The following is a 24929-nucleotide window of genomic DNA, read 5'->3' as shown; positions in this document are numbered from 1 at the left end:
GCCCGACCGGTCAAACCGTGTAGCCACCCGGCTACCCAACAGTCACTGAGCAGTCCCTTGGCGTGTGATGCGAAGCGCGTCGCGAGCACTCCCCACTTCCGCTAGACTTGGGGATGTTGCTTCGGGGTGTAGCGCAGCTTGGCAGCGCGCTTCGTTCGGGACGAAGAGGTCGTGGGTTCAAATCCCGCCACCCCGACCAGCCAAAACGCCGGTTCCACTGGAGCCGGCGTTTTGCGTTGGGGGCCATCGATCTTCTCAGATTGCTCCTTATTTCGTACCGGGTGTTATGGAGGCTCTGGTGTGTCCTGCGGCTTCGGAGTCGGCTTTGTGGATTCTGAGACCGCGTGACCTCGAGGAAGACGTCGATGAAATCCGACCAAGTTCCGCTGCAAGGTGCTGAGCCTGCCCTATTCCGGACAGGGTGTAGCCAATGTGACACGCGATCTGGAGAGCAGCAGCTAGACGAGCTACGCCTGACATCGTCAGGTCCGCACCGACCAAGGTTGAGTCTCTGGCCTGACCAGCGCCGCGAAGACCGAGTTCGCCGTACCCCACCGGGCCAGCGAGCTCTCAGGCAAGGTGGCCCCAAAAAGGTGGTTCGAGGCAGTCCCAGTGACGACCACCGCAGGTCACCGGGTCCAGGTCACCGCCCAGATACTGAAGACTTGGGAGCCCAGGTCCTACGCCTAGCGAGACCGGGTCCCTTCGACCAACTCAATTCGACACGTGTTGCTTACCAAGGGTATCCGCCACATCCACGCCATCTCCAACATGGCGGACACCTTCACCTCGTGTTTTCAGGAGCATGATCTCTTCACGTTCCCCTATGGTGAGCATCCACCTTGTCTCTCTCGGTAACCCCTGTGAACTGCGGCGTTGCTACGACAGTAGGATACGGCCTCCTGAGTGTCGGGGGTCTCCGTCAGAATGAACCTAGACTCAACCCGATGTGCGACCTGTGCCGCCTCGGTCCACGCAGCCCCAAGGAGATGACGTTGAAGAGGAAAACCTTTGCGGACTTGTTCAGCGGAGCAGGCGGGATGAGTTACGGCTTCTTCGCCCGTGGCTACGAGGTCGTGGGGGCGGTTGATGCGCAGTTCGGAAAACCCAGTAGCGGCAAGGGTTCGCTTGAGTGCAACTCCACCTTTGAGGCCAACATGGGGATCGTGCCCCATGAACGGGACCTCGCCGAACTCGCTGGCGAAGAACTGGACAGTCTGCTTGAACCTGCGCTAGAAGGGCGCCAGCTGGATGTGCTTAGTGCCTGCCCCCCATGCACTGGTTTCTCACGCGCCAACCCCAATAACCACCTCGTTGATGACCCACGCAACTCTCTCGTCTACCGAGTGGCTGACCATGTAGCTGTCCTCCAGCCGAAGGTCGTGGTCATGGAGAACGCCCGAGAACTTCTACGAGGAAATTTCAAGATCCACTTTACTGAATTCCGACATCGAATTGAGAGCATGGGGTACAAGGTTTATGCAGGAATCCACATGCTCTCGCAATTCGGTGTCCCCCAAAAGCGTGAGCGAGCACTCGTGATCGCGGTCCGTGGTGATCAGAAGCTTCGAACACTCGATGACCTTTGGGAGGGCATGACTCTTCTTCCTGAAGCTTCCACCGTGCGTCGCGCGATTGGGCACCTGCGCCCAATCGCTGCCGGCGAGATGGACCCAAACGACCCGATGCATGTGAGTCCCTCAACGGGCACAGAAAGTACTCGGCGTCGCCTCAAGGCGATGCCTCATGACGGTGGGTCGTGGGCTGATCTCCGCTTCCACAAGAATGCGCATGAACTCCTCACCCCTGCGATGCAACGCAGCGTCTCAGCTGGAAAGCTTGGTTCGCACCCTGATGTCTACGGCCGCATGTGGTGGGATCGCCCGGCACCCACGATCAAGCGTGAGTGTGCGCACTTTGGCAACGGTCGTTACACCCATCCTGAGCAAGATAGGCTATGCACGGTTCGCGAGATGGCGCTCTTGACCGGTTTTCCTGATACTTACCAGTTCAAGGCGCGAGGGCTTTCCAACATGTACCGTCATATCGGGGACGCTGTGCCACCCATTGTGAGCTACCAACTCGCTGCCGTTGCGGACTGGATCCTGACAGGCGAACGCCCTGAGCTGAAGGATGCGCTTCTACCAGGAACGCACCTGACCACTACTGACCTGCTACCTGTAGAGGATCAGTTGCCACTCTAAGTCACGGGCTAGTCGTCTTGGGGTAGCACGGGCACAATCCATCGAGCGTGAGTCACGCACTGCCCCACCGAAATGTTACGCAGGGTAATCTTCTCGACACTACCGTCCAAGATGACCGTGAAGGCTTGCTTCCCTTCAAACATCACCCATGCGGAAGTTGAGCCTTTTTTGGTAAGCGGGGAGAAATCAGCTGCGGTCAGTTTCGTGGCAGCCATAAGCATGTCATGTGGGATCTCGACGAGGTCGTAACGCACAGCCTCCTTGTTCTGGACATAGGAGCTCCGCAGAGTGAGCACACGGTCGTACTCGCTCAAGTGCTTGCTCATGCGTGCCGTTGCCTCACGAGCAAAATCTTCCGGAGTAACGCAGTCCCTAATCCACCGCGCCTCAGAGAACTTCGAAATGGTGATATTACTCTGACTCATGCGGGCAGCGCCCTCGGTCTTCAATGACCATCGCACATCTTCGACCACAACATCGGCGCCCTGAAAGGTGTGTTCCAGCGTCTTCTCAGCTCGCCGCCCCGCAAACCTCGAGGCAGTTTTGAAGGCGAACTCAAACGAGGTCTTGTTGAATTTTTCCTCGGAGGTAGCGTGATGAAGCCTCAGTCGGTTGAGTAAAGAATCACCAAAGCCATCCCTAATTAGATCGCTCTTCGGGTTCTTGTAAACTTCGACTTGCCACCCAAAGGCGTCCGCCATCTCGCAGAGCAGGTCCAACTGTGCTTCATCGAGATAACGAGCGGCAGTCTGAAGTCGCTCCAAACTCATGACGTACGGGACGATTCGTAGTTCAACATGCTCTTGAGACTACCTGTACTGCGCAACTTTTAGACCTCACCTTCTTTGGGTTCTCGACAGCCTGCCCCAGGTCGAGTTACGACAAGCTCACTGCCTGGGGAAAGACCAAGACCGAGGCCATTCGACTGCTACGGTGGCGTCTGTGAGACCTTTTCATCCTGCTTCTCGGAGCTGAAGAACGAGAACAGCACGGGTGACCTGGCCAGCTCGATGCGCTCGGCAATCTTCCACACCTGGGCTGCCTTGGTGTCGTGCACCGCCCCGGGTAGCGACCAGGAAGTCCACAACGGTTCGCCGTCGGGAGCGGCCACGACCTGGATGTTCATGCCGTGCTGCTGGTGCTTGCCGGAGTAGAAGGGCCGGTCCGCCGCCACCCGGTCGCAGGCGATGAGGGTGCCGTCGACGGTCACGTATCCGTGGCCGCTTCTGCGAGCGCGGCGCAGCCCCTGTTCGAGGGTGGGCGCTTGTTCGCAGAGCAGGCGGGTGGTCTCGCGTACGCATGTGCCAGGTGGTGGCGGTGCCGACACCGAATCCGGCCGCGAGGTGGGTGAACGGTTCGCCTTTGCACAGGTGGACCAGCACGAGCAGGGCCTGGCACGGGAAGAGGTCGTAGTTTCGAATCCCGCCACCCTGACTTAAGAAACACAAAATCAGGGGCCTGATTCACGAAAGTGAGTCGGGCCCCTGCCTCGTTTCCGGGGGCGCTCGGGAGAATCTGGAGAGACAAACCCGCCCGAGTGATTCCGCACACACATGCCACTATCACTGTGCGGCACTCCTCAACGCGATCACGTTCCCCTTTCCCGATGGTGACGGGGTGTCCGGGGTACGGTGGGACATGAGAGTTCCACCTTGCTGATCGATCGCACAACTAATGTATGGCGGAACCTTATTCGTGTCAGGGGTGCGGTTGTGTTGTGACCGGGCGCCCGACCCGCACGGGCGCCAACTGCAAGTCTTGGCTCAACCGACAGTTCGCTAGCAGTTCAGACCAACTGTCAACCACCTGAACCCTGAGCGCCACTCACATCCGCCTCCACCTGATCGGCGACCGCCTCTTGGATCGGGTCCACCTGCTGCTCGACTGGCTCCTCAACCTCCTCGCGAACCTGGGCTTCCACATGCCCTGGGACACCTGGCGCCTTCACAGCTTCGTACTCAACGCGGTCGGCCAAATCCGGGTCATGCATGGGCCAAACCGGCGGACACGCAGAAGGCCCCTTGAATCCGCTCACCATCGAACCGGGGCCGCTCTGTGTCCGGACCAGGGGCGGGAGAAGCGGGGAGAGCCTGGGAAAGATTTCCCCACAACCCCCTCACTTGCACACACCAACCTAAAGCAACGCTTTGACCTGCTACGATCCCGAATACCACAGGTCGGCCCCGTACCTTGTTCGGGACGAAGAGGTCGTGGGCTCAAATCCCGCCACCCCGACAAAGGAACGGGTGTCCACACACGTGGGCACCCGTTCTTCGTTTTCCCAGCATGGAGCCTTCAAGGGCGTAGCGCGCGAGCCCGGGGGTCTGGAAGGGGCAATCTTTCACTCCGACCACGGGCCGGTCTACACTTCCCGGGCCTGCGGGAAGCCGCCCTTCGCCCCGCGAGAAACAACTTGACTCACAACGGCGTGAGTCAACACCAGGACGCCTACCACGTAGGGCAAGAGGGGCGATGCCACCTGCGGCACCGCCCCAATCCCAGAGCGTGTACTCAGGTGGCCAGGCCCAGCCAGGTGCGCACCGCGCCGGCCAGGTCATCGAACTCCCCCGGCGCTTCCGCCACCGGGAAACGGCTCCCGCGCTTCGGAGTGTGGAACAGGTACGGGCGCACCCCGCGCACCCCATCGTCGTCCACACACCACCCCTGCTGCTCCGATGGGTGCGGGCATCGAGGACGCGGAAACCGTACCGGCCCCGGCTCATGCTCTTTTCCAGCTTCACCGAGGACCTTCGGCCCCGTACTCCGCACCTGGCGAGTGGCGGCCGGCAGAGCCTTGGACCTCGAGCGGCGTTCCAGCACCGACCGGCCTTCGTTCCTGGGACGGCCGATGCTGCGGCACGGTGCGACTTCAAGCGGGCTGCACAGCACTGCGGTCAGGATCGCGCCGAACAGCCACCGCACGCGCTGTCCCCAGCCCCGCACGGGTTTGCGGTGCCTACCAGTAGACTTTTCCACGAATCTCCTCCTGCTTTCTCAGGTGGGGATGTCAGCCCCGGCCCGGTGTTCGCCGCACCGCGTCGGGGCGCCTCCACTTGTGGGTCCTTCTTCGTTGCTCGGCATGGGCGGGTGTCTGTGGCCCCGAGACCACACGTCCCGGTGCTGCGCTTCCCGTCCATGCCGCACAGGGCACAGGGCCCTGGATCGGCCGCTGAACACGCCGTTCCCTCGAGGGATGGCCGACGTTCGCTTGGGTGGGCGAGGTGTTTCAAGGCCTGTCGGCCACTACCCGGTCGCGGGTTTTCACGCGGCCATCCGGGTGCGCCCGGACCGGTCGAAGGCGGCACGGACCGTCAACCCGCCGTCCGGCTCTCGGGTGAAGTCCCAGAACAGGGCCATCGCGTCCACCAAGGCCAGGCCGTACCCGCCCTCGGCGAGCAACCCGTCCACGCCACGCAGCCCCTCCACCGGGCGGGCCTGGGGCACGGTCACCTCCGCACCGGGGCGGGGTCCGTCGTCGGTGACCCGGAGCAGGAACAGGCGTCGGCGCCGTTCGATCTCGATACGCACCCGACCACCGGGGCGCCCCGAAGCGGTGTGCTTCAACGCGTTGGTGTGCAGTTCGGAGAGTGAGACCAGCAGCGGGTCCGCGCAGGCGGGGGTGGTGCGGGCCACGTGGGCGGCCCAGCTACGGGCGGCCTTGAGGTGCCAGAGCCGGTGCCCGCACTCCAGGGTCCCCTGTTCGGGGTCCGTGCAGCGGATCCTTCGGGGCAGGTCGAGGGGTGGCCGAGTGGGAGTCATGGAATCCACCGGTTCCTTTCGTCGTCGTGCTGATGGCTGCGGGCCCGCGACAGAAAGGATGTGGCCTGGGGTAATGGCGTGTGAAGGCTGCTCGGAGAGCTCACCAATCTTCCACATGCGCTTGGAATTCTCTGGAATCTCCCACGGTCAGTCGCTCCTTGTGTTCCCATGGCTCCATGCACACGGACGAACGGGCTCTGAAGGCATTCGGGCGGGAACTGCGCAGGCTACGCGTGGAAGCAGAGCTGACTCAGCAGGCTCTGGCCCGGAGGGTCAGCCAGCGGGGCACGACGATCAGCGATTCCCACCTGTCCGACGTCGAGAACGGCCGAGCCATGGCGCGCCCTTGGTTGAGAAAGCTCTTGGACGAGGTCTTGGGGAGCGACGGGAGACTGGACAAGCTCTGGGAAGAGCTGACGGGATCCGGCCGTCAGGTGTGGCTGCACGAGGTCACCAAACGCACCCATGCCGCTGACGCCATCTTGGAGTACCAGCCCCTCGTGTTTCCGTCGTACCTACAAACCGAGCAGTACGCGCACGCACTGATTCGCTATGGTTCACCGTGGCTGTCGGGCAAGGAAGTCAGGGCGCTGGCCAAAGAGAGGCGCGAACGCGCCGATCAGATGACCCAGGCCGAGGCTCCCTCCCTCTGGTTGATCATCGACCAAAGCGTGCTGGCCCGACGCTACGGTTCCCCGGAAATCCAACGCGCGCAGCTCGCCCGTGTCGCCGACTTGATCAACAGTGAACGTCTCACCGTGCAGATGATCCCCACCAACTCCCCTCACCACGCGGGAAACTCAGGACCCCGTCGCATCATCACCACGGCGGACGAACCCGAGGTGGTCTACATGGAATCCGCTGAAGAGGGCCGAATCATCACCGACTCCGCTGGTATCTTTCGAAGCCGGTTGCTGTTCACTTCTCTCCAGGGAGCCGCCCGCGACCCGCAGGAGACCCTGGAGGCCATCCACGACGAGATGAGGAAGATCGACGATGAGTGACTGGCACAAGAGCAGCCACAGCGGTGGGTCGAACGAGTGTGTCGAGGCCCGGGAGTACCAAGCCGGAGCCGATGTGCGCGACACCCAGAACAGGGAATTGGGACACCTGTCCTTCACCCGCGCGGAATGGAACGCCTTCATCGAGACCTCCCGGACCATCGACGGGTAGGCCATCACACGACCACCTCAGCAATCCGTTCGAGTCGAAGGGGAGTTCCGATCACAGGTCGTTCCTGTGAATCCCTCCTCCAACGGTCCGTTGCCGAGGGAGCGAACCGGCCGTCGTTCGATGCCGGGTGAGGTCGTGCGGGCGTGCCAGGGCATCGGCCCGAACTTCCTCGAGCCTGGGTTTGGCGGTGCTCCGCACCACGCGCTGAATCTGGTGCGGCAATCGAAGACGTGTTGCGAGGGGCAACGCTTCCCTGCCCAGAGACCTTGGCTATCCCGTTGATCACGCGCGTAACGAAACACCTGGCCCATGCGCAGATTGCCGCCCACCTGTGCCCTTCCCACGGTTGATCCGACGCAGCTGCGCCGACAATAGCCTCAAAATATGGCAAAACCGTGCGAGGGAACCACGCGAGTACTCACGGGGCAGCACGACCACCACCCCTGACCAGCACGAAGGCCGGTTCCATGGGACCGGCCTTCGTCGTTTCCGGGTCACCGCTCACTCCACCAAGGTGAGCGCGTTCTCGGCGATGGCGATGAGCGTTTCCTCGTCCTCGGTGAAATCGGCTCGGCCCGAAGCCTGCTCCCAGAGTTCGGTGGTCTGGACGGAGACCAGCACGCCGCCGGACCGTACCAGCACCTCGGCCTGGCTGTTCAGCTCGCCGCTTCCCGTCCGGTAGTGGGAGACCACCGACTCGTCGCCGAGATCGAGGTCGCGGACTTCCAAGATCTCCTGCGTCCAGTACTCGCCGTCCTCTCCATCGCGCAGGGCGTCGGCCTCTTCCGCGTACTGGTCCTGGGCGTTCGACTCACCACGAAGCGGTTCACGATCGTCATCCGTGGGAATCCGGTAACGCACGGACAGCGTGCCCTGGGTCCCATCCGAGTACTCGACGTACCACTGGCAACTGGAACCGACCTCGGAGAAGGAGGCGGTCGCCACCATCGCGGACAAGGAGCCGAGTTGGGAGCCGCTCGCCGCCGAACACGGCTCGGTGGGCAGTCCTTCGACCTCGGGGCCCACGGTGTTTCTCGCTCCGGTCCCGGCGATCACCGCTCCGGCGACCCCCACCACCAACGCGTACACGCCCAGGGTCACCGCGATGGTGATCCCCACGGTGCGCCCGGTACGACGAGGGGCTACGGGGGCGGGTGGGGGAAACTGCTGTGTCGGACCGTGGTACACGGCGGATCTCCTGTTCCGAGCATGGCCTGAGGGTCTGGGAGGGAAAGGTCGCCGATCAACCGAAGACATCGTCGGCGACCCTGGTGATCAGGCTCTCGGCCTCGTCGATGTCGATCGCGGGGGTGTCACCGCTCAGGTCGAAGGAAATCCTGCTCACGAGGTCGCCCTCCCGAACGACGAGGGTCACGCTCTGATTCACCCGGTCGTCGGTGTAGCCGTAGTTGACGTCGTGAAGGATGAGCGTGCTCTCGTCCCCATAGGAAAGGGAGCGGTCCCGACTGTCGGAGTACCCCTCCTCCTGCAGGTCGATGTAGACCCTGTCGGCTCCCTCGACGGTGTAGTCATAGAGCTCATCGGTATCGCGCGGTACCTCCTCCTCGTCACCGGCGACGTCCTCCAGCCTGTCGGCGTCCGCCTCCGCGAAGGCCACGGCCCGGTCGAAGGCCAGGGGGACCCCGTCCTCCCCCGCGATCGAGACTTCCCACCTGCACCCATTGGTGTACTCGCCGGTGGTCCAGGAGGAGGGTTCGGCGTCCAGGTCGGTGAGGGTCTGCTCGCTGATGGAGGCGCACGGGTCGTCGGTGGGCAGACCTTGGGCGGTGTTCACGCCAGAGGAGGAACCGTAGGCGAAGACCACGGTCCAGGTGAGGACGCCGGCGATCGCCAGGGTCGCCGTGGCGGTGAGCGCGATGGTGGTCCCCGTACGAGGACCACCTCCCGGCGCCGGGGGCGGGGACGGTGTCGGGTGGCCGGGCGGGGGCGGAGGTTGCGGAGGGTGTCCGGGCTGCCCGGGGGGAGCCTGGTGTGGGGAGGGACTCGGCTGTCCTGAGAAGGAGGGTCGGCCTGGATGAGGCTGTCCGGGCGGGGGGTAAGGGTGTCCCATGCGTAGGGGTCTTTCCGAAAGTAGTCGAGTCCGTACTCAACGCATGTTCCCATGATGGGGGGACGAACGGATGATTACCCCTACGAAGCAACAAAGGACGCATACCGGCCCGATCCAGGGGAGGACCGGGCCGGAGGGCCGGACTACAGGGCGCCGATGTTGACGTCGACGCAGGCGTAGAACGCGTTGGCGGTGTCGGCGACGTTCCAGCGGGCCAGGACGGTGTGCTCACCGCTGTACCCGGACAGGTCGACCTGGTGGGAGAAGTTGTTCGGCGGCTGGGCACCGCCCTCGTCGAAGCTGTCGATCAGCTGCCCGTCGATGAAGTACTCCCACTCGGCGGTGGCGTGGGCGGCGGTGATGATCCACTCGAAGGTGGCGGTGGTGCCGACGGGGGTGACGTCCCAGCCGTAGTCGTCGTCGTTGAGCTCGGCGAAGCGCTCATTGCCTCCGGCGCACTCCATCAGACCCTTGGGGCCCTCGACGCTCTGCGGTTCCCACTGGATGGAGCCGCACTGGACCACGCCGGCGGCGCACTGGGTCTGGCGACTGGGCGGGTCGGAGACGTAGCCATGGGCACTGGCGGTGCCCGCCGGCATGAGGCCGAAGATCAGGGCGGTTCCGGCGGCGACGGCCGCGGTCGAGCGGATCTTGCTGCGCAGGGTCATGAATCGTGCCCTTCCTGTGGGTCACGGCCCCGAGGGGCCGTAGCGGGGTGACCCGGACCGTCACCGGTCCAGGGGGTCGGGCGGAGGCGTCCACGGCCGGTTATTTCCGTGGGTTTCGGATTCCCCACCCGGTGTCGAAGACCGTAAAGAGGGAGTCACCGTCCGTCAAGATCCCGGAAAGCGGGGGAAGGGTGTGCGTTGCGTACCGGTGGCGGGATTCGGGGTCGGTGTTACGGGACACTGGTACTGATGGGCTCCGGTCCAGGTGCGCACTCGAACTGGAAATACACCTTCCAGATTAGGTTCCGGTCTGGCCCGCGATGGACGAATCCAGGGGCCGACCGTGGGCGGGTTCGAGCAGACCTCACCTTCAGGTGACAGTCCTCTTACCCTGCTTCCACTCGCCCGAGTGGACTCCGCACGCGGGAGCACGTCGTGGTTTACGGGACACCGTTCTGGCCTACCATCCAGACATGGACCGATCGTCCGATGGATCCACGCTGGGTCGGATCAACGCGGAGGCCGCCCTCCTGCTCGGGGCCGGTTACGCGGTCCTGCTCCAGATCGCCCACCCCTCCGTCGCCCGAGGCGTGTCCGAACACAGCGACTTCGCCTCTCGCCCCCTGGATCGACTGCGCGGCACCCTGTACTACGTCTATGGGATGGCTCTGGGCACCGAGGAGGAACGCGACCGGGTCCAGGCCATCGTGCGCGCGATGCACCGCAAGGTACGCGGACCCGGATACGACGCGCTCGACCCCGAGCTGCTGCTGTGGGTGGGTGCGACCCTGTACCACTCGGGTGAACGGCTGTACGAACTGGTCATCGGAGACCTCTCCCCTCAGGAGCGGTACCGCTTCCTGCGGGAGTCCTCGGTGTACGCCACCGCGCTGGGCCTGCCGGAGGAGGAATGGCCCGCGACCCCGAGGGAGTTCGACGAGTACTGGAGCGGTGCGTACGCGCGGTTGAGGGTCGAGGGTGCCGCCCGTGGTCTGGCCGATGAGTTGTTCCGGCCGAAGAAGCGGGTGTTGTGGCCGCTCACCCTGACCCAGCGGTTCCTCACCGGTGGGCTGCTGCCGCCGGAGCTGCGGCGAGAGTTCGGTATCCCCTGGTCACCGGCCAAACAGCGCGGATTCGACCGGTTGACGCGGGTGACCAGGGTCGTGTATCCGAGGATCCCCCGCCCCGTCAGGACCCTGCCCGCGAAGCTGTACCTGCGTTCGATGCGCCGCCACGGGGGCTGGAAGAGCCCCCGGCGGACGGGGAGGAAACGAACCCGGGTCGCCTAACCGTCCAGCTTCCGTAACGCCTCACGGGCCTGCTCGGCTTCGGGGAGGTCGAGTTCCTCGAAGGTACCGAGTGCGTTGGTGAGCAATGCGCGTCCTCGGTCGACCTTCATCACCGACTCCGGCAAAAGCCCCAGGCAGAGTTCGGCTCGAGCCGCCATGTACCGCTCGTTGCGTTCGGCCGCGATGCCCCATGCCTTCTCCAGGGTTCTCACCGCCTCGTCGAGCCGATGGTCCACGGCGAGGGTGGCCCCGAGTTCCACGAGGATCTCCGCGTCACCACTGCGATCCCCGGATTCCTCCGCCAACTCCAACGCCTTCTCATGGGCGAGGACCGCCTCGTCCAGTTCCCCCGCGTTCCGATGCACGACGCCCAGTGAGTTGTACGCGTAGATCTGGGTGCTGACCAGTCGCAGGCGCAGTGAGATCTCCAAGGACTCGTTCAGATCGGCGAAGCCGCCCCGCAGGTCCCCCAATCCGGCGCGGGCCTCGCCCATGACGCGCTTGACGTAGGCGCGTCCCTCCTCCTCCGACGCCCCTTCCCCGATCCGAAGGGCGGATTCGGCGCAGCGCAGTGCCTCCTCGTGCTCACCCAGCATCTGGCGCAGGACCGCCAGGTTGCCCCACTGCACGGCCGCGACGTTGGGGTCGGCCAAGGTGAGGTCGTGGTCGAGTAGTTCCTCGATCATCGCCGCGGCCTCACGGAACCTTCCGACCCGCTCGTAGACCATCGCCAGGTTGGACAGTGCCCGGACCATCCCCCACTCATCGCCCACCGCTTCCAGGGAGTCCCTGGCATCGGTCAGCATCTCCAACGCCCGATCGAAGCTCCCCTCGATGTAGTAGGCGATCCCCATACCGATGAGGGTGACCGCCCGTCCCCGTTCGTGCCCGCTGCCGTCGTTGGCCGCCAGGGCACGTTCATGCAGGGAGAGGAGCAGGCCGGTCCTGCCTCTGATGGCGTAGAACTTCCAGGCCGAGTCGGCGATGCGCCAGGCTTCGTCACCTCGCCCACGAGTGGCGAAGTACTCGACCACCTCGGTGATGTCCTCCTGATGGAGTTCGAACCATTCCTCCGCCTCCTCACGACTGCTCAGGGGAGCCTCGTATCGGGAGGTCCGTGGCCGTCCATCGTCGGCCACGGACCTCCCGAGGAACTCGGCGGCTCGGTCCGTGGTCTCGGTGAAGTACTCCGCGTGCGCCTCTCGGGCCCGTTCGTACTCGATCGACCCGATGTCGTTTCGGGCTCGTTGGGTCGCGAAGGCATGGATGAGGTCGTGGAACCGGTACACGTCCGCGTGCGGTTCGTCCAACAGACAGACGCCGACGAGTTCCTGCAACAGATCGTCCGCGTCCTCGGGTGGCAGGCCCATCAGCGCGGCGGCGCCATGAAGGTCGACGCTGCGCCCGAAGGAGCCGCTCAGGAGGAGGAACGCGGTGTGCAGGTCCGGGGTGAGACTGCGGTAGGACAGATCGATCACGGACTCGACGCTCTGGCCGTCCACACGCAATTCCTGGAACTGACGACTCTGGTCGCTCAGTCTGCGAACGACGTGGGCGAAGGTCCACCGGGGTCGGCTGAGCATGCGTGCGCCGATCACCCTGAGAGCGAGTGGAAGACCGCCGCAGAGCCGCACGACCTCAGTGGCTTCCTCCGGTTCCGCCTCCACCCGGTCTTCGCCGAGGATCTGCGCGAAGAGCTCCAATGAGGAGTCCTCCTCGAGGACTCCCAGGTTGAGGTGCTTGGCGCCGCTGAGTCCCGAAAGGTCGTTACGCGAGGTGATCAGGGTGAGGGAACCCGGGGAGGACGTCAGGAGGGGGCTCACCTGGGCGTAGCTGACGGCGTTGTCCAGGACCAGGAGGAGACGCTTGCCCATGAGCCTGGCTCGCCACAAGGCCGAGCGCTCGTCCAGCTCTTCGGGGATCTCCTCGGGGGACGCACCGATCGCTCGCAGCAAGGCGCCCAGGGCGGAGGAGGGGTCGAGGGGGTCCTTGTTCACCGCGTAGCCGTACAGGTCGATGAACAGTTGCCCATCGGCGTAGTGGTCGGCGAGCTCGTGCCCCGCCCGAACCGCGATGGTCGTCTTCCCCACACCCCCACTACCGGTGATCACACAGATCTTGGCGCGTTTGTCGTCCACCACGGACAGGTCCAGGAGCTGGGCGAAGGAGTCGGACCGGCCACTGAAGTCGGGGATGTCCCGAGGTAGGTCGTTACGAACGACGAAGGGGGCCTCACTCGTTTGGGACATGACCGGTGACACTCCCTGGGGAGGGGTGTCGGAGGGCCGGTCGGAACGCAGGATCCGGGCGTGCAGTGCGCCCAGGTCCGGTCCGGGGTCCACACCGAGTTCTTCGGACAGGTGGGAACGGAGCTCCTCATACGTCGCGAGCGCCTTGGCCCTTTCACCGCTGTGCCATAGAGCGGTGATGAGCAACTGGTGGATGCGCTCCCGCATCGGTTCGGCACGAGCGATGGGGGTCAGGTAGGAGACGACCTCACGGGCGCGCCCCAAGAAGAGCGCGTGATCCGCCCATTCCGCCACCGCGTTCCAACGTTCCTCCAGCAGCGGCGAGACGAGTGAGTAGTAGAGGTGCTCCGATCCCACCCCGGAAAAGGGGATGCCGCGCCAGTATCCGAGTGCTGCGGAGAGGTTCTCGACGGCTTTCTCCGGCGGTTCTCGTTCCGCTTCGGAGCGCAGCCGACGAAAGCGGTGCAGGTCGACTTGGTCGGGTTCGATGTCGGCCAGGTAACCGCCGGAGGTGGTCCTGATCATCTCGGGAAAGGCTCGGCGCAGGTGGGAGATCTGGACCTGAATCACCGAACGCGCGGTTCTGGGCGGGTCATCGCTCCACAGGTAACCGATCAATTGGTCGAAGGTGACCTCTCGGCCCACGTGGACCAGCAGAACGCCCAGAACACAGCGTTGGCGTGGTCCACCCACGGGAAGGGAACGTCCGTCGGACCACGCGGCGATGGGGCCAAGCAAGCCGAACTCCACAACGAGCCACCCTAGCAAGCCCGGTATGCCCTTTGGAGTCACCGAAGAGCCGAGTGAACCGAGCCCCCTCCGGCAATACTCGGTTCACTCGGCCCAATGAAGAGGGTGTTCTACTTCTCTTCCTTTTCCACGGGCTTGTTCTCCTTCTCCGCGGGGACACCCTCCTTGGGCTCAGGGTCCTCCAAAGGCCGCATCTTGGCCTCGTGGTCCACACCCGAGATGATCGCCTCGAACTCTTCTTCCACTGTCAACATCTTCGGCACTCGAATTCCCTTTCTCACCGCACTCGTGTAGAGCCGTAGGGTCGCCCTACGTCGTCTACGAAGTCTCACGGGACTCACCGCCCCTCCGACGGAACCGCCATCCGTGGTGCCCTCCGCCTGGGGACCACCACGGATGGCCTGTGTCCGAACCCGTCGTCGGATCGGCGTGACTCCGGCAAGCCGTCCTCTTGCCGGCACCGCGACCAACGAACGGACTTCACACTAGAAAGACCCTCTTGTGCGGCGCTTACAAGGCACTTTCAACCCAGAAATAAAAACTCAGGGTCGCACCGCGCACACCCATTGTCGACTTCTGGCCTGTTTGCGTTCGCCCCTCCCCCACTTCCATACCTTGGGTAGCCGAACACGCACGATCGGTTTCATCCCGAAAGGTCGAATCGATCGTCGTTTCCCGAAGGCTTCGGGACCAAGGCGAGAGAACGCTGAGACACCATCTACGGTTTCCTGATTCGGCCATGTCGTCCAGAAGTGGCCCGACCGCCTCCGGTCGTTTCAGGGACCGGGCGCCACTTCGTCCCTGCGACTCGCGTCTCGCGCTCCACCATGCCCGCGCCCAGCGGGGGCGTCCAGTGGCCACGCCCCGGGTCCGGTGTCCAGACCGAGCCACAGGGCTGCGGAAGAGGTCGAGGGGACCGTAGGTTCAAGAGATCAGCGGGGTTCGCGACCAAGGCCCCGTTGTTCACAGGCGCGCGGCGAGCGGCCGCGCGTGCGAGGCGACCGGGCTGATCGGAGGTCCTGATGCAGGAAGGCGACGGAAACGGTTGGGTGGAACTACCCGACGGCTCCAAGAGGTGGGGGCTGTACGGTGCCGCCGGGTTGTTGTTGTACGCCACCGACACGGCCGGTTCCGGCCACGTGCTGCTCCAGCACCGTGCCGGGTGGACTCACATGGGAGACACCTGGGGCATCCCCGGCGGGGCCCGCAACCGGGACGAGACCCCGTTGGAGGCGGCCATCCGGGAGTTCCGAGAGGAGGTCGCGGGGGATCTCGCGGACTACACGGTGCTGTCCCGCCACGAACACGACCTGTCCGTATGGCGTTACGACACCTTCCTTCTGCGCCTCCCCGCCCTGACACCCTTCCGTCCGGGCAACGCCGAGAGCAAGGAGATCAAGTGGGTGCCGCTGGCCACCACCGAATCGCTTCCCCTGCTCCCGGCGTTCCGCTCGGCTTGGCCCCGCCTGCACGCCGACCTGTCCCGGGTGGACGGGTTCGGGTCGACAAGGGAGACATTCGGTGACGTGGGCCTCGGGAAGAACGGAACCCCGGGCACTTCCGCGGACGTTTGATCGTTGATCCTTCAGCGGTACTTCGTGCACGGGTTCGGATGGTTCCGTACCGTCTTTCCCCGTGTGTCGGGTGCCGGGGCGCCACCTCCGGGGTAAGTCAGGGACGAGCCCTGATGTGTGGGACGCCCCGACCCCCCATCCTGGAGGGGAGGGTCCCGCGGTGCGCGGAGGCCACGCGAATCGACTGGAGCTGTGAACATGACGCTGGAGCGCGGTAACGCATTCACTCCCGTCGCCTCGGCGACGATGATCTGGCCGTGGGGAGCCTCGGTCGTGGGCGGTTCCGTGGCCGCCGCCCTTTCGTTCCTGATGAACTTCGGTTTGGCCGGAATCCCCGGTGCGGTCACGACCGGAATCTTCTTCTTCGCCCTGATCGGTGGGATCGGCGGTGTGCTGAGCAAGAAGGGTGACCGCCGGGGTCGCCGCTGGGCCGCCTCCTACCCGTTCCGTTACGCGGCCGCCCCGGCCATGTTCGCCGGCGGCGCCACCGCCATCATCAGCTACATCGGTTCCGTGATCGGCAGCTTCGCGATCTTCAGCGGGCTGTTCGGCGCCGCCTTCGCCGGCCTGGGCGTGGGTCTGGTGTTGTGGCTGATCATCGGGGTCGTCGCCGCGGTCGCGGGCGGCAAGAACTGATCCTTCCGATCAGCGGTCGTGATCGGTCGCCCGCGAGTGATTCCCGGGGCTCTTGCGGCCATCGCGGGGAACAACAGGGATTAGGCTCGTTGTTTCCGCCCGAGGCGGATCAAGACACTCACCTAGGGGAGACAACCGGCGCCGATGACTGAAGCTGCTCGTCAGAAGATGGTCGAGCGGGTCCGCGGGCTCCTGCGCATGGCGGAGGATCCCGCGGTCACCGATGCCGAGAGCCAGGCGTTCACCGCCAAGGCCGCAGAGCTGATGACCCGCCACGCGATCGCCGAGGCCGAGGCCCGCGCCGAGAGGGGCGAGGAGCCGGATTCGATCAGCCGCATGGACTACACCGTTTCCGGTGTGGGCGGCCACGGCAAGGCACGGGTCCGGGCCCTGGCCGATATCGCCGCGGCCTATGGCTGTCAATCCGCGGTGCGTGGCAACACCTCCGAGAACACCGAACGGACCATCATCCTGGTGGGCACGGTCAACGCCCTGGAAGCGCTGCGAATGCTCCTGCCGTCGATCTCCATGCAGATGGAAGCGTCGGCCAGGTTCATGAGTTCGGCGCACGTCTCCGACATTCGGGAGTTGCGCAACTACACGCGGTCGGAACTGGAGACCGAGCGTAAGCGTTACTACCGTTCCTTCGTCCGTGCGTATGGGCAGGCGGTGGCCGAACGCATTCGTGAGTTCCGTGCCCGTCTTCAGAGAATGGCCTCATCCGAAACCGACACCTCCAGGGTCACCGAAAGTGACGGGAGTGGTTCCGCCCGCGCCGCCGATCTGGTTCTACGCGACGATGTGCATCGGGTGAACGAAGAGTTCCACAAGCAGTTCCCACAGTTGCGCAAACACCGCCCGGAGCGTACTCATAGCGCCGCCGGCCACCGGGCCGGATACCGCCGTGGGCACCAGGCGGAACTGGGTCTGGAAACTCCGGTGACCAGGGGTGGGACGTCCGCTCTGGCCGAAGGGGAATAGCTCTTCGACCAGAGTTATCCACAGGATGTGCACAGAATCCCCAGGCGCAGCGTTTTCCCATGTCACAGCGGAAATATGCGCCGGTTCGGGAGGCGCTTCACGACCGTGGAAGGTCTGATCACCCCGGGTTATCCACAGGCTGTCGAGACGACCTGTGGATAACTTGTGGACAGACCTGTGTACAACTTCCCCAGAAGCCGTGAAACGGCTGGTCAGGCGCTACGCAAAGGCTGGACCAAGTAACGGAAGGAGGGTTCCTCCCCCTTCTTGGCCGGCACATCTGTGAACACGGCGGGTTTCGTCGGTTCGGTGAAGTTCAGGTGTGCGGTGGTCGTCTCCACCGCCGTGAGCCCGTCGACCAGGTAGTCGGGCTTGAACGCCACCCGCAGGGGGTCCCCCTCGTAGCCCACCTCGATGGCCTCCACCGCTTGGGCGTCCTCACCCGAACCGGCCTCCAGAACGACCTCACCCTCCGTGAACGCCAGCCGGAGCGGCGTGTTTCGGTCCGCCACCAAAGCGACCCGCTTGATCGCCTCCAGCAGCGGAGTCACCGCGACCTCCGCCCGTCCGTTGAACTCGGTGGGGAACCAGGAGGCGTACTTGACGAAGTCACTGTCGATCAGTCGGGTGGTGGTCCGTCGCTCACCGTTGGCGAAGCCGATCATGCCCTCGCCCGGAGAGAGGTTCACACCCTGCCCCACCACGTCCGTGGACAAGGCGATGTCCACGTTGGACCGGCTTATCAGCCCGCGCACCGTATTGGCCAGGGTCCGTGCGGGGACCAGCGCGGACAAGTCCACCCCGGGATCCTCCGGCCGCCACCACAACTCACGCACCGCGATCCGGTAGCGGTCGGTGGCCACCACCTTCAACGTCTCCCCGGAGAAGCCTAGGTAGGCGCCGGTGAGCATCGGCAGGGTGTCGTCCTTGCTCGCCGCCGGGGCCACCTGCCGTACCGCCGTACCGAAGCCGCCCGCCGCCACCGAACCGATCGTCCCCGGCATACCCGGCAGGCTCGGGTAGTCCTCCAGGGGCATGGTGATGAGTGTGAACCGGGCCGCGCCCCCGCTCACCTTCACTTTGGGCCCGTCGGTGTCGATGTACACCGAACCCGAGGGCAGGTTGTTGACGATCTCCGCCAACAAACGCCCGGGGACCAGCACCGCCCCGGATTCCTCGGAGAGGACTTCCACCGAGGCCCGGGTGGAGACCTCGTAGTCGAAGCCGGACATGTTCAGCGTGTCACCGTCGGCGGAGACCTCCATGCGCATTCCCGCGAGCACGGGCACCGCGGGCCTGGTGGGTAGCGCCCGCGCGGTCCAGGAGACCGCCTCCGCGAACGCGTCGCGATCCACTCGTAGTCTCACCGCACGGCCTCCTCAGTCGACCCGATCCTTCTTCCAGGTCAACGTACCCAGAGGTAACGACATTCGAGCGGGCCTTTGGGAAGGGTTACTTCCGTCCGGGCCGAAGCGTCCACGTGACGGTCATCCTGCCGGTGAGGGTGCCGTCCTCGGTGCGCATCTCCACCTCGATGGGGAATTCAGGACGCTTACCGGCATCCAGTTCGGCGACGACCTCCTCTCGCGCACGCCCCAGGGTGGCCTCCGCCGTGACCACGCCCAAGGCGATCTCCAAGAAGTCCACCTCGACGCGAGCGGGGAACGGCACGGCTCGATCCAGTTGGTCGACGAAGTCACCGATGACGATGGCGCCCGAGGCGGACTCGGCCAGGGTGAACATGGCGCCCGTGTGCGGTCCGCCCACGTGGTTGTGGTGGTCCGGGTTCTCCGGCAGGCGCATGATCACACGCCCGTGCTCCACGTCGACGAACTCGAGCCCGAGATGGCGTGCGAAGGGGACCGTCGCGAGGAACCCGGACTTGACGAACTCCGCCGTCTCGGCGTCCATTTTCTGCATGGCAGACATGTTACTCACGGGTAATCATAGGTGTCATCCGTTCTCGGCCACCCCGCGCCCCACCCGCCTCCGTGGGTTACCATGTCTGACGTGAGAGGGGACCTCTCCCCCTGGAGGGTTCGCATAGCGGCCGAGTGCAGTGCTCTTGAAAAGCACCAAGTCCTTGACGGGGCTTCGTGGGTTCAAATCCCACACCCTCCGCCAGGGGACCACCTGATGAGTAGGCAGGTGGTCCCCTTCTTCGTTGCCGGCTCCCGCCTCGGCGCCGAAGCAAGAAGAAGACCCGACCTTTCGGCCGGGCCTTCGACCCTTCGGGCCTAATCGTCCTCTTCGGCGTGTTTGGGGAGTACCACCACGGGGACCCTGGAGCGGTGCAGCACCCCTTGGCTGACGGAACCGAGCAGCAATCCTCGAACACTGCCCCGACCTCGGGAGCCGACGACGATGGCGTCCGCCTCGACAGCCGCTCCCAGCAGGGCGTCGACCGGATTGGCCTGGGCACGAACGATGGAGACCTCGATGTCGGTGTCCTCGCCCCGGTCTTCCATGACCTCGTCGAGGAGCTCGGTCACCAGCGCCTCGGAATTCTTCTCGAAGATATCGTCCTGGGGCTGGTAGCCCGCCGCGGTCATGGCGACCGGATCGTAGGGGAAGGGCACCTCCCAGCTGTTGACGACGGTGAGCTCCCCTCCGGTCTCGGACGCCAGGTCCACGGCCAGGTTCAGGGCGCGTCGGGCGTTCTTGGAGTCGTCCACACCCACGACCAGGCTGCCGAGCTTGGTCGTGGTGGGTTCACCGTTCTCGGAGGGCACCACGACGACGGGGCACGGGGCCTGGGCCGCGACGCGAATACTGACCGAGCCCACGAACAGGGAGGCCACTGAACCGAGGCCACGAGAGCCCACGACCAAGAGGTCATGGGGGTGGCTCTGCCGGATCAGCGCCAAAGGCGCCTCCTCCAAGGCGGTGACGGTTTCGACGGTGACCGAGGGTTGCACCTTCTCGACCAACTCCTTGGCTGCCACGAGTACGCCGTCCGCCTGCTCGGAGATCTCACTGGTCGGCTGGAAACGTTCCGGTCCACCGTAGGCCGAGACGATGAGCGGCATCCCGAGACCGTGGACGATGCGCAAAGGCACACCTCGACGAACGGCTTCGGCGGCCGCCCACTCGACCGCCGCCTTCGACTGCTCCGAACCATCGGCGCCTACGACGACCTTGCTCTGCCGCTCCTGCTTGGCTGCCATCTGGTCTCCCCCCTCAACGTTGGTCACCATCTTCCCCAAGTAGAACAAATTCATGCGAGGCCGGACAGGACAAAGGGTCCTTCCTTTAGGGGCCTTGGCCTGTTTCTTCGGAATGCGGGGGTAGGACCGCCACGGGAACCCGCGCCTGACGCAGGACCTCCTGACTGGTCGAACCCATGACCAGACCGCGCACACCACCCCGACCACGAGAGCCGACCACGATCAGTTCCGCTTCCCGGCCGGCGTCCAACAGGGCCTTGACGGGATCGGACTGCATACGAACGGCGGAGATGTCGAGGTCCTCGGTCTCGTCGTCGATGACCTCCGCGAGGACTCCGGCGACGATCTCCTCGGACTGGCGGTCGAACACCTCCTCGTGAAGCGACCGGGCGTCCGTGGCCTGCGATTCGGAGTCCTGTGGGAGTGGCACCTCCCAGCTGTTGACCACCTCCACGGAGGCGTCGACGAGCAGCGCGTGGCGCAGGGCGAAGCGCAAGGCACGCCGGGAGGACTCGGATCCGTCCACACCGACCACGATCCTGCCTCGGTGTTGGGTGGCCGTTTCGGGGACGACGATGACCGGACATGGGGCGTGCGCGGAGGTCCGTACACTCACCGAACCGAGCATGATGGCCCGGATCGCGCCCAGGCCTCGGGAACCCACGACGATGAGGTCCCCGTGCCGGGCCTCGTCGAGCAGGACCTCCGGGGCGCCCTCGGAGGCCAGGACGGTGGCGACCTCCAGTTCGGGTCTGAGGGCTCGGGCGTGTTCCACGCTTTCGTCGAGCAGTCGTCGACCGGCTTCACGAGCCCGTTCATCGGCCTGATGGCGCTCCGTCCCGGAGTAGGTACCCGTCACCATCGGTGTTTCGAGACCGTGCACGATACGCAGTCGTTCACCGCGTCGGGCGGCCACCTCCGTGGCCCATAGCAGCGCCGCGTGCGCCGCCGGTCTTCCATCCACCCCGACGATGACCGCCGGTGGGCGTTCCTGTGCGTTCATGTCCACCCCTTCGTCCTCCCTTCCATTGTCCTGGTCCCACGCCGATGAACCAGGGTGGCCCATCCCACCGTTTCAGCGACGGTGAGCGAAGGCCTCCCCCACGTTCGCGGCCAGTTGGAGGTAGGCGTCCTTGGTCGCGGGGGCGAGCCGGTCCAGGTCGACCTCGGCGCCCTCTTCGAGGTGGCCGTCCCAGGGGACTCGGACCACGGACCGACAACGACCGGCGAAGTGCTCCTCCAGCCGGTCGAGGTCCACACTGCTCTTGCTGTTGGAGCGCACCATGGACAGCACCACGACGGCGCCGGCGACGAGGGCACCATGCCCGTGCGCCTCGAGCCAGTCGAGGGTGGCGCTGGCGCTGCGTGCCCCGTCGACGGAGGCCGAGCTGACCAGGACCACCTGGTCGGCGAGACCGAGGACACCGCCCATGGCGGAGTGCAACAGCCCGGTACCGCAGTCGGTGATGCAGATCGAGTAGAAGTGCTCGACGATGCGGGCGACCTCACGGTAGTCCTCGTCGCTGAAGGCCTCTGAGACGGCGGGGTCACGGTCGGAGGCGAGGATCTCCAACCGGCTGGGCGCCTGTGAGGTGAACCCGCGGATGTCAGCGTAGCGGGAGACCAGATGACGTTCGTTGAGCAGGTCACGGATGGTGGCCGCGGTCTCCAGTCGCACCTTGTCCGAAAGCGTGCCCCGGTCCGGGTTGGCGTCCACGGCCAGGATCCGGTCACCGCGCAGGGAGGCGAGGGTGGCGCCCAAGGCGACGGTGGTGGTGGTCTTGCCGACCCCACCCTTGAGGCTGAGCACCGCCACCCGGTGGTGTCCGGTGGCGACGGGGGTACAGGCCCGGGCGACGAGTTCGCGTTCGCGCAGAACCTTGGGGGACTCGCCCGGGTTGATCAGACCGAGACTCACGCCGTGGACGACCCGACGCCATCCCCCGCTGGGTCCTTGGCGCCGGTTGCGGACCAGTGTGGCGGCGTTGAGCGCGTCGGCGGTCACACCGGGCTCGTTCTCCGGACGCCGAGCGGGTGACCGGGGGGCGGGCTCGTTCTCCTGGTCGCGTGGCGAGGTCGCGGTCACCGAAGGCTCGGGATCGGACGATGAAGGGGCGCCCGCTTCCTTGGAACCCTCCCAGGTCTCACCTGGTCGTTCGGTCTCCAGAGGTGGAAGTTGCTCGGGTTCGGGAACGTCGGAGTCACCACGTACACGGCGTGGACCGAGTGGGTCCCGTTCCTCACGCCCGGTGGGAGAAGGGCGGGGCGGGATCCGTGGTTCCTCCTCACGCCAAGGTGTGGCGTCGGGACGCCGGTTCCCCGGTACGGGCCGGACCGCACCGTTGCGTGGTTCCTCGGGTTCGTCGCGGGTCACCTCGCCCTTTCCCGGCTTCGACTTCGGTTCCGGTGCGGCCAAGGTAGCGCCGGGCAACGGTGACGGGGCGTCCTCGGGTCGTCGCGCGTACGGCGGAGGCGGAGGCGCCTCACCCTCGAAACCCCCGAACCACTGTTCTCGAGGGGTGGGTGTGAACCCCTCCGGGCCCGGAGGGGTCGCGGTGGCCGGGTCGTCGGTTTCCTCCTGGGCATCGTCGGGCGGCCAGATCGACTCGGTGTGGTCCGGCGACTCCGACTCGGTGCCTGGCCCGTTGTGTTCGTGCTGTGCCACCGGGGTTTCTCCTGCGTCAAGGGGCTTGCTCGGGAGGAAGGCACTCCCGCCGGGAGGTGTCGGGATCTGCCCTCGAGGGTTCTCTTACCCGTGAGAACCAGCCAAGCATCCTTTGGGGTCGGCTGAACAGGCCCGAAACCGATGAGGTAGCCGTCCCCCGGCCTGGGTACTGTCGGCTCCATGCACGCGATTCGAATCACCGAACCGGGCGGGCCCGAGGTCTTGGCCTGGTCCGAGGTACCCGATCCCATCCTCCAGGAGGGTGAGGTCTTGGTGGACGTGGCGGCCACGGCGGTCAACCGTGCCGACGTGTCCCAGCGCCAAGGAGCCTATCCCCCGCCGCCCGGAGCCTCCGAGTACCCCGGCCTGGAATGCTCTGGGAGCATCGTCGAGCTCGGCCCCGGGGTCGAGGGATGGTCCGTGGGCGACCAGGTCTGTGCCCTGCTGTCCGGTGGCGGCTACGCGGAGCGGGTGGCCGTCCCCGCCGGTCAGCTTCTACCGATCCCCGAGGGGGTGGGCCTGGTCGAGGCGGCGGCGCTGCCCGAGGTGGCCTGCACCGTGTGGTCGAACCTGGTGATGGTGGGCGGACTGAAGGCCGGTGAGACCGTCCTGGTGCATGGTGGTGGCAGCGGTATCGGCACGTTCGCGATCCAATTCGCACGCGCTCTGGGCGCTCGTGTGGCGGTCACGGCCGGCAGCCGGGAGAAACTGGAACGCTGCCGCGAGCTGGGCGCGGAGATCACCATCGACTATCGGACCGAGGACTTCACCGAACGGGTGCGCGCCGAGGGCGGAGCCGACCTCGTCCTCGACATCATGGGCGGTTCGTACCTGGACGGGAACCTGCGGTCGTTGGCCACCAACGGTCGACTGGTGATCATCGGTCTGATGGGTGGACGCCGTTCCGAGATCGACCTGGGACGCATGTTGGCCAAACGACTCTCCGTTCAGGCGACCACCCTGCGTTCCCGCCCGGCTCCGGAGAAGGCGATGATCGTTTCGGGAGTACTGGAGCAGGTTTGGCCGTTGGTGGAAGATGGAAGCATTCGCCCCGTCGTGGACCGCACACTACCCCTGCGGGACGCGGCGGAGGCGCATCGAGTCATGGAATCGAGCGCGCACACCGGCAAGATCCTTCTCTCCCGTTGACAGCGTGCCGAACACAGTCGAGCTAGGGGATCAATGAGCAGCACAGACGACCAGAAGGAAGCCCAGGTCCTGGTGATGGGCGCCGGCTCCGAGCACGAGGGCGAAGGCGAGGAAGGCGCGGAGGGGCAGCGCTCGCTCACCGACATGGTGGAGCAGCCCGCCAAGGTGATGCGGATCGGCAGCATGATCCGTCAGCTCCTGGACGAGGTGAAGGCGGCGCCCTTGGACGATGCCAGCCGCACTCGGTTGAAGGAGATCCACACGTCCTCCATCAAGGAGTTGGAGGACGGCCTGGCTCCGGAGCTCATCGAGGAGCTGGAGCGGCTCACCCTCCCGTTCGCCGATGATTCGGCGCCCAGTGACGCCGAACTGAGAATCGCTCAGGCTCAGCTGGTGGGTTGGTTGGAGGGCTTGTTCCACGGCATTCAGACCACTTTGGTCGCTCAGCAGATGGCGGCCCGCGCCCAGCTGGAGAACATGCGCAAGGCACTGCCGAGCGGGATGGGCGGCCTGCAGGCCCAAGGGCCCAGGGTCGACGGTGAACAGGAACGACCGAGTATGGGATCCGGCCCCTACCTGTGATGCCCGAACACG

Annotated in this window: 23 protein-coding genes and 2 tRNA genes; 11 read left to right on the top strand and 14 right to left on the bottom strand. The window is 65.3% G+C overall.

Features of this window, described 5'->3' with window-relative positions:
- The first annotated feature begins 122 nt into the window (after window positions 1-122).
- Window positions 123-199 (top strand) — tRNA-Pro (locus D472_RS0121895).
- A 790-nt stretch (window positions 200-989) separates the two neighbouring features.
- Window positions 990-2204 carry a DNA cytosine methyltransferase gene (locus D472_RS0121890; protein ID WP_017606590.1) on the top strand — a complete coding sequence of 405 codons (1215 nt, stop codon included), beginning with the start codon at window positions 990-992 and terminating at the stop codon, window positions 2202-2204.
- Window positions 2205-2212: 8 nt separating this feature from the next.
- Here D472_RS0121890 and D472_RS0121885 read toward each other — a convergent pair whose 3' ends face one another.
- The 4 genes from D472_RS0121885 to D472_RS0121865 form a co-directional block, all read right to left on the bottom strand.
- The gene (locus tag D472_RS0121885; RefSeq protein WP_017606589.1) at window positions 2213-2974 is read right to left on the bottom strand and encodes a hypothetical protein; all 762 of its coding nucleotides are present in this window, start codon (window positions 2972-2974) and stop codon (window positions 2213-2215) included.
- A gap of 158 nt (window positions 2975-3132) precedes the next feature.
- Window positions 3133-3531 carry a transposase family protein gene (locus D472_RS26935; protein ID WP_239643025.1) on the bottom strand — a complete coding sequence of 133 codons (399 nt, stop codon included), beginning with the start codon at window positions 3529-3531 and terminating at the stop codon, window positions 3133-3135.
- 1184 nt (window positions 3532-4715) lie between these two features.
- The gene (locus tag D472_RS28770) at window positions 4716-4859 is read right to left on the bottom strand and encodes a hypothetical protein (RefSeq protein ID WP_017606585.1); all 144 of its coding nucleotides are present in this window, start codon (window positions 4857-4859) and stop codon (window positions 4716-4718) included.
- A 606-nt stretch (window positions 4860-5465) separates the two neighbouring features.
- Window positions 5466-5972, bottom strand: a complete 507-nt coding sequence (locus D472_RS0121865) for an ATP-binding protein (RefSeq protein WP_017606584.1) — start codon at window positions 5970-5972, stop codon at window positions 5466-5468.
- Window positions 5973-6139: 167 nt separating this feature from the next.
- On the opposite strand from D472_RS0121865, the gene D472_RS0121860 reads away from it, so the two are divergent.
- Together D472_RS0121860 and D472_RS27855 are read left to right on the top strand one after the other, a co-directional pair.
- Window positions 6140-6967, top strand: coding sequence for a helix-turn-helix domain-containing protein (locus tag D472_RS0121860; RefSeq protein ID WP_017606583.1), 828 nt, complete (start codon window positions 6140-6142; stop codon window positions 6965-6967).
- Entirely contained in the window at window positions 6960-7136 is a 177-nt protein-coding gene (locus tag D472_RS27855) for a DUF397 domain-containing protein (protein ID WP_017606582.1), read from the top strand. Before D472_RS0121860 ends, D472_RS27855 begins: the two co-directional genes overlap by 8 nt.
- Window positions 7137-7637: 501 nt before the next feature.
- Here D472_RS27855 and D472_RS0121850 read toward each other — a convergent pair.
- The 3 genes from D472_RS0121850 to D472_RS0121840 all read right to left on the bottom strand — a co-directional run bounded on the left by D472_RS0121850 (window position 7638) and on the right by D472_RS0121840 (window position 9875).
- Window positions 7638-8255, bottom strand: coding sequence for a hypothetical protein (locus D472_RS0121850; RefSeq protein ID WP_033304427.1), 618 nt, complete (start codon window positions 8253-8255; stop codon window positions 7638-7640).
- A 124-nt stretch (window positions 8256-8379) separates the two neighbouring features.
- The gene (locus D472_RS0121845; protein ID WP_152448035.1) at window positions 8380-8931 is read right to left on the bottom strand and encodes a hypothetical protein; all 552 of its coding nucleotides are present in this window, start codon (window positions 8929-8931) and stop codon (window positions 8380-8382) included.
- 419 nt (window positions 8932-9350) lie between these two features.
- Window positions 9351-9875 carry a lytic polysaccharide monooxygenase auxiliary activity family 9 protein gene (locus D472_RS0121840; RefSeq protein WP_017606579.1) on the bottom strand — a complete coding sequence of 175 codons (525 nt, stop codon included), beginning with the start codon at window positions 9873-9875 and terminating at the stop codon, window positions 9351-9353.
- Window positions 9876-10348: 473 nt separating this feature from the next.
- Here D472_RS0121840 and D472_RS0121835 point away from each other — a divergent pair, with 473 nt between their 5' ends.
- A complete protein-coding gene (locus tag D472_RS0121835) occupies window positions 10349-11164 on the top strand; it encodes an oxygenase MpaB family protein (RefSeq protein ID WP_017606578.1) in 816 nt (271 codons plus the stop codon).
- Here D472_RS0121835 and D472_RS0121830 read toward each other — a convergent pair.
- Window positions 11161-14151: an AfsR/SARP family transcriptional regulator gene (locus D472_RS0121830; protein ID WP_239643024.1), complete on the bottom strand. Its 2991-nt coding sequence runs from the start codon at window positions 14149-14151 to the stop codon at window positions 11161-11163. The genes D472_RS0121835 and D472_RS0121830 overlap by 4 nt on opposite strands.
- A gap of 122 nt (window positions 14152-14273) precedes the next feature.
- Window positions 14274-14417 (bottom strand): hypothetical protein, encoded by a 144-nt coding sequence (locus D472_RS28765; RefSeq protein ID WP_193373511.1) that lies wholly within the window; start codon window positions 14415-14417, stop codon window positions 14274-14276.
- A 768-nt stretch (window positions 14418-15185) separates the two neighbouring features.
- Between D472_RS28765 and D472_RS0121820 the strand changes: the two genes are divergently transcribed.
- The 3 genes from D472_RS0121820 (at window position 15186) to D472_RS0121810 (ending at window position 17354) form a co-directional block, all read left to right on the top strand.
- The gene (locus tag D472_RS0121820) at window positions 15186-15737 is read left to right on the top strand and encodes an NUDIX hydrolase (RefSeq protein WP_017606575.1); all 552 of its coding nucleotides are present in this window, start codon (window positions 15186-15188) and stop codon (window positions 15735-15737) included.
- Between the two features lie 198 nt (window positions 15738-15935).
- A complete protein-coding gene (locus D472_RS0121815) occupies window positions 15936-16373 on the top strand; it encodes a hypothetical protein (protein ID WP_017606574.1) in 438 nt (145 codons plus the stop codon).
- Between the two features lie 168 nt (window positions 16374-16541).
- The gene (locus D472_RS0121810) at window positions 16542-17354 is read left to right on the top strand and encodes a DUF2786 domain-containing protein (RefSeq protein ID WP_017606573.1); all 813 of its coding nucleotides are present in this window, start codon (window positions 16542-16544) and stop codon (window positions 17352-17354) included.
- 212 nt (window positions 17355-17566) lie between these two features.
- On the opposite strand, the gene dnaN is transcribed toward D472_RS0121810, so the two are convergent.
- Together dnaN and D472_RS0121800 are read right to left on the bottom strand one after the other, a co-directional pair.
- A complete protein-coding gene (gene dnaN, locus D472_RS0121805) occupies window positions 17567-18709 on the bottom strand; it encodes a DNA polymerase III subunit beta (protein ID WP_017606572.1) in 1143 nt (380 codons plus the stop codon).
- Window positions 18710-18806: 97 nt separating this feature from the next.
- On the bottom strand, window positions 18807-19265 hold the full coding sequence (locus D472_RS0121800) for a DUF4442 domain-containing protein (protein ID WP_017606571.1): 459 nt from the start codon (window positions 19263-19265) through the stop codon (window positions 18807-18809).
- Window positions 19266-19386: 121 nt separating this feature from the next.
- Between D472_RS0121800 and D472_RS0121795 the strand changes: the two genes are divergently transcribed.
- Window positions 19387-19478 (top strand) — tRNA-Ser (locus D472_RS0121795).
- Window positions 19479-19591: 113 nt separating this feature from the next.
- Here D472_RS0121795 and D472_RS0121790 read toward each other — a convergent pair.
- The 3 genes from D472_RS0121790 to D472_RS27850 all read right to left on the bottom strand — a co-directional run bounded on the left by D472_RS0121790 (window position 19592) and on the right by D472_RS27850 (window position 23186).
- The gene (locus tag D472_RS0121790) at window positions 19592-20521 is read right to left on the bottom strand and encodes a universal stress protein (RefSeq protein WP_026117957.1); all 930 of its coding nucleotides are present in this window, start codon (window positions 20519-20521) and stop codon (window positions 19592-19594) included.
- Between the two features lie 85 nt (window positions 20522-20606).
- Window positions 20607-21524: a universal stress protein gene (locus D472_RS0121785; protein WP_026117956.1), complete on the bottom strand. Its 918-nt coding sequence runs from the start codon at window positions 21522-21524 to the stop codon at window positions 20607-20609.
- Between the two features lie 72 nt (window positions 21525-21596).
- Window positions 21597-23186 (bottom strand): nucleotide-binding protein, encoded by a 1590-nt coding sequence (locus D472_RS27850; RefSeq protein WP_017606568.1) that lies wholly within the window; start codon window positions 23184-23186, stop codon window positions 21597-21599.
- A gap of 180 nt (window positions 23187-23366) precedes the next feature.
- Here D472_RS27850 and D472_RS0121775 point away from each other — a divergent pair, with 180 nt between their 5' ends.
- Both D472_RS0121775 and D472_RS0121770 read left to right on the top strand, forming a co-directional pair.
- Window positions 23367-24335 (top strand): NAD(P)H-quinone oxidoreductase, encoded by a 969-nt coding sequence (locus D472_RS0121775; protein WP_017606567.1) that lies wholly within the window; start codon window positions 23367-23369, stop codon window positions 24333-24335.
- Between the two features lie 33 nt (window positions 24336-24368).
- Window positions 24369-24917, top strand: a complete 549-nt coding sequence (locus D472_RS0121770) for a bacterial proteasome activator family protein (RefSeq protein ID WP_017606566.1) — start codon at window positions 24369-24371, stop codon at window positions 24915-24917.
- The last annotated feature ends 12 nt before the right edge of the window (window positions 24918-24929 follow it).

It is taken from the genome of Nocardiopsis alkaliphila YIM 80379 (genome assembly GCF_000341005.1).
In the GTDB taxonomy this organism is placed as follows: Bacteria; Actinomycetota; Actinomycetes; order Streptosporangiales; family Streptosporangiaceae; genus Nocardiopsis; species Nocardiopsis alkaliphila.
Note: the sequence above shows the minus strand (reverse complement) of the source record. Positions and strands in the feature narration are given on the sequence as shown.

What these genes read in the sequence shown, in the direction of transcription:
- D472_RS0121775 (WP_017606567.1), top strand. Translation starts at nt 23,367, where the DNA reads ATGCACGCGATTCGAATCACCGAACCGGGCGGGCCCGAGGTCTTGGCC.
- D472_RS0121785 (WP_026117956.1), bottom strand. Translation starts at nt 21,524, where the DNA reads ATGAACGCACAGGAACGCCCACCGGCGGTCATCGTCGGGGTGGATGGA.
- D472_RS28765 (WP_193373511.1), bottom strand. Translation starts at nt 14,417, where the DNA reads ATGTTGACAGTGGAAGAAGAGTTCGAGGCGATCATCTCGGGTGTGGAC.
- D472_RS0121835 (WP_017606578.1), top strand. Translation starts at nt 10,349, where the DNA reads ATGGACCGATCGTCCGATGGATCCACGCTGGGTCGGATCAACGCGGAG.
- D472_RS0121810 (WP_017606573.1), top strand. Translation starts at nt 16,542, where the DNA reads ATGGTCGAGCGGGTCCGCGGGCTCCTGCGCATGGCGGAGGATCCCGCG.
- D472_RS27855 (WP_017606582.1), top strand. Translation starts at nt 6,960, where the DNA reads ATGAGTGACTGGCACAAGAGCAGCCACAGCGGTGGGTCGAACGAGTGT.
- D472_RS0121890 (WP_017606590.1), top strand. Translation starts at nt 990, where the DNA reads ATGACGTTGAAGAGGAAAACCTTTGCGGACTTGTTCAGCGGAGCAGGC.
- D472_RS0121860 (WP_017606583.1), top strand. Translation starts at nt 6,140, where the DNA reads ATGCACACGGACGAACGGGCTCTGAAGGCATTCGGGCGGGAACTGCGC.
- D472_RS0121790 (WP_026117957.1), bottom strand. Translation starts at nt 20,521, where the DNA reads ATGGCAGCCAAGCAGGAGCGGCAGAGCAAGGTCGTCGTAGGCGCCGAT.
- D472_RS0121840 (WP_017606579.1), bottom strand. Translation starts at nt 9,875, where the DNA reads ATGACCCTGCGCAGCAAGATCCGCTCGACCGCGGCCGTCGCCGCCGGA.
- D472_RS0121770 (WP_017606566.1), top strand. Translation starts at nt 24,369, where the DNA reads ATGAGCAGCACAGACGACCAGAAGGAAGCCCAGGTCCTGGTGATGGGC.
- D472_RS0121815 (WP_017606574.1), top strand. Translation starts at nt 15,936, where the DNA reads ATGACGCTGGAGCGCGGTAACGCATTCACTCCCGTCGCCTCGGCGACG.
- D472_RS0121820 (WP_017606575.1), top strand. Translation starts at nt 15,186, where the DNA reads ATGCAGGAAGGCGACGGAAACGGTTGGGTGGAACTACCCGACGGCTCC.
- D472_RS0121800 (WP_017606571.1), bottom strand. Translation starts at nt 19,265, where the DNA reads ATGGACGCCGAGACGGCGGAGTTCGTCAAGTCCGGGTTCCTCGCGACG.
- D472_RS0121885 (WP_017606589.1), bottom strand. Translation starts at nt 2,974, where the DNA reads ATGAGTTTGGAGCGACTTCAGACTGCCGCTCGTTATCTCGATGAAGCA.